The organism is Mesorhizobium sp. M0030 (assembly GCF_040323695.1).
GTDB lineage: Bacteria > Pseudomonadota > Alphaproteobacteria > Rhizobiales > Rhizobiaceae > Mesorhizobium.
In genome coordinates this window covers 1-3,149 of the sequence record NZ_JAMYVE010000042.1, presented here as the reverse complement: position 1 = coordinate 3,149, position 3,149 = coordinate 1, and the positions used below count along the sequence as shown (strand labels likewise).

Sequence of the window (3,149 nt, the reverse complement as noted above, 5' to 3'; positions counted from 1 at the left end):
CGAGCACGACGAGCCCCACCAGCGTGGATACGCTGCCACTTGCCAGAACGCGGTCATAGACCTGAAGCATGAACAGCGGCGAGATCAGCGCAAACACGTTGACCACGCCGCTGATCAACACACTGCCCCAAATCGCGGAAGTCAGAGGGAAGGGTCTCAAAGCTGATCCTTTAAGGAATGGTTGTCACGTAAGTCTCCGCAGCTGGCGACCCAGCTCCCTATATTGCTCCCCGATCGGCAACCGACTGCATCCGCTCGCTGGTTCAGGATCAGTGCTCCCGCCGAATATGTTTGGTCCCGGCATTTGATGGAGCGGGTCAACAACACCGTCCGGCTGAAGGTTTGGAAGGGATTCATCCTGGTCGGCCGCAAGGGCCCGAACAGGCTTCCGCCTCCACACCTTCAGGAGATTTCGGTCCACGAGCAGCGCGACGCGCAGGGCTTCGTCACTGTACACGCTGACTGCTCCCAGGCGCCCCGGCCCATGGCAAGTAGCGGAAACGGACGGGAAAGCGCCCGCCCGGGGGGGCGGGGCGGGCGCGGTTCCGCATGGGTTTTCTGGATCAAACGAAGGTGAAGTCCGACGCGGTCAGGCCCAGGTCTGCCACGGTGACTACACCGCCCAGGTGGGCGAACTCGTGCGCGCTGCCGTCGGCGGTGACATAGGCCAGAGTTGCAACTCTGTCAGTGTAGCTGCTTTGGTAGACAATGATGTCGCCGGCGTGCTCGCCGGAGATCGCACTCGCCGCCTCATTAGCAGAGTTGAAAGATTCACCAGTGATCACCACGACGTGTTCGCCGTTCGCACCCGACGCCGCACCGCTGTAGAAGCTGCTCACCGGGTAGCCGGACTGTATGCTGGCGTTGTTGACGAAGTTCGCGCCAAAACCGTCGTTGTAGAGGCCTACCGCATCGAAGGCGAACTTGTCCTCCGCCGGGTTGAAATCGGTGATAGTGGTAATGTCCGACGTCGACCCGACAACCCCAGGCACCGGATTGTGGAACTGGAACACGAACGTGTCACTGTCGCTGCCCCCGGTCAACGTGTCCTGGCCGTCACCCACGTAGAGGACATCCTGGCCGGGTCCGCCGCTGAGCCTGTCATTGTCCTCACCGGAGACGCGCGCGTTGAAGCGGCCGTTGTCGCCGGAGAGATCGTCCCAGCCATCTCCGCCGAAGATGCGGTCGTTACCCTCGCCGCCGATGGCTCGGTCACTGCCCGCGCCACCCGAGATCTCGTCGTTGCCGCCACGACCGTCAAGCCAGTCACCGCCCTGGTAACCCTCGATCCAGTCAACACCCTCGGTGCCGAGGAGTGTTTCGGAACCCGGGCCACCTTCGATAATCTTTGCCATTGAAAATACTCCTAATGATGCCCCTGCCTGAGTCGTTCATATTCGTCATCGGACAATTGGAGAAATCGATTGCTTGGATAGGCATACATTTACGAAATGGATGCATTCTCGTTCACTTCGCCCTTCTGCTGAGCAGTTGCGGGCTCGCAGGCGGCGGGGACACGCCCCAGGCAATCGGCCCGAATATTCACACTCAAAGAACGGTCCAGGAAAACTTGGCAACCGGTCGTCCTGGTTGGGCCGCCCTCGGAAGAACGGGCATGGGGCTGTGTTGCCGAGTCGCGCCGGCACTGCCCATTGCGAGCAATGGAACGTTAGGGAGCGCGTTCGCGCGAGCCGAGATCGGAACCGACAGGCGCACCAGGTAGTACGAAATGCCGGGTTCACCAGGATTTCTCCGACCACCCCGCCAGTCGGGTGCTGTATCTTCTCACTAGGAAACGACGACAAAGTGTCCGGACGCTACAACCGCACCGGAGAGATTCGTGAAGGTCGCCCAGGCTCCGGCTCCTCCCACAAAGATCACGCTCGCCAGAAGGCCCGCCACCAGGTGCCGGCGAATGGACTCGAAACGTCATTGTTCTGATGAATGCCGGACACCGGGATCCTCCATGTCAGCGCGCTCTGCCACGTGATCCTGTGTAGACTCGATGGCCTTCAGGACTTTGGAACGCGCACCGAATGATCGCTGCCGTCCACCTTCCATCACCAACACCAAATCGACGGCGCGGATGGCGCTCGGCCGATGGGCGACGACAACCGCAATGCCCTTGCGCTCGCGCACGGAGGCGATCGCATTAACGACTGCAGCTTCGCCTTCCGCGTCGAGATGGGCATTGGGTTCATCCAGCACGACAAGGAAAGGGTCTCGATAAAGGGCCCGGGCAAGACCGATAAGCTGACGCTGCCCGGCGGAAAGTGCCGATCCGGCCTCACCAATCGGAGTTTCGTATCCGTGCTCAAATCGGAGGATCAGTTCGTGCGTGCCCGCTGCTTTCGCCGCGGCGACAATAGCCTCAGGGTCAGGATCATCTTCAAAACGAGCGATGTTTTCGGCAATGGTGCCATCGAACAATTCAACACCTTGTGGCAGATAGCCGATGTGACGGCCTAGTGCTTCCCGGTCCCATTGATCGAGGCTTGCGCTGTCGATGCGAACCTTCCCGGCGACCGGCGTCCATGCGCCGACGATGGCGCGCGAGAGTGTCGACTTGCCCGAGCCCGACGGGCCGATGACCCCGAGTGCGCTTCCCGCCTGAATGGCAAACGCAAGGCCGGTCACGGTCGGCTTGCTTTCGCCGGGCGGAACGATTGTCACGCTTTCGAGGCGCAGTTCGCGTTCAGGTGCAGGCATTAGCATAACAGGAGCGGTTTCAGGAACCTTTTCCAAGAGGTCCTCCAGCCGCGCCCAACCCTGGCGCGCCATGAGGAAGGGTTTCCAGCTTGAAATGGCGAGGTCGACCGGAGCCAGCGCACGCCCCATCATGATCGAACTGGCAATCATGACCCCGGCCGTAGCCTCTTCCCTGACGACAAGGTACGCACCGACGGCAAGAATGGCCGATTGCAGCAGCACGCGCAGCGACTTTGAAATGGCACCCAGCCCACCTGCCACGTCCCCAGCTTTCCGGTTGGCGGCCAGAAACTTGGCATTGGCCTTTTGCCATCGGGCAGCGATCCGCTTTCCAAGACCGAGAGCTTGCACGACCTCGGCATTGCAACGCGCTGCTTGCAGCAGACCATTGCGTGCCATGTTGTGGGCAACGGTATCGCTTATCGGCCCTTGCGAGAGAG

General features: G+C 61.0%; 2 protein-coding genes and 1 pseudogene. All 3 read right to left on the bottom strand.

Features of this window, described 5'->3' with window-relative positions:
• Positions 1–563 precede the first annotated feature (563 nt).
• A complete protein-coding gene (locus tag NKJ80_RS31335; RefSeq protein ID WP_023673926.1) occupies positions 564–1,355 on the bottom strand; it encodes a calcium-binding protein in 792 nt (263 codons plus the stop codon).
• A gap of 369 nt (positions 1,356–1,724) precedes the next feature.
• Positions 1,725–1,955 (bottom strand): annotated as a pseudogene (locus NKJ80_RS31330) (HlyD family type I secretion periplasmic adaptor subunit); the annotation flags it as partial.
• On the bottom strand, positions 1,930–3,149 hold a 1,220-nt coding region (locus tag NKJ80_RS31325; RefSeq protein WP_352498954.1), incomplete at its 5' end, for a type I secretion system permease/ATPase. The gene NKJ80_RS31325 and the pseudogene NKJ80_RS31330, both read right to left, overlap by 26 nt.

What these genes read in the sequence shown, in the direction of transcription:
- NKJ80_RS31335 (WP_023673926.1), bottom strand. Translation starts at nt 1,355, where the DNA reads ATGGCAAAGATTATCGAAGGTGGCCCGGGTTCCGAAACACTCCTCGGC.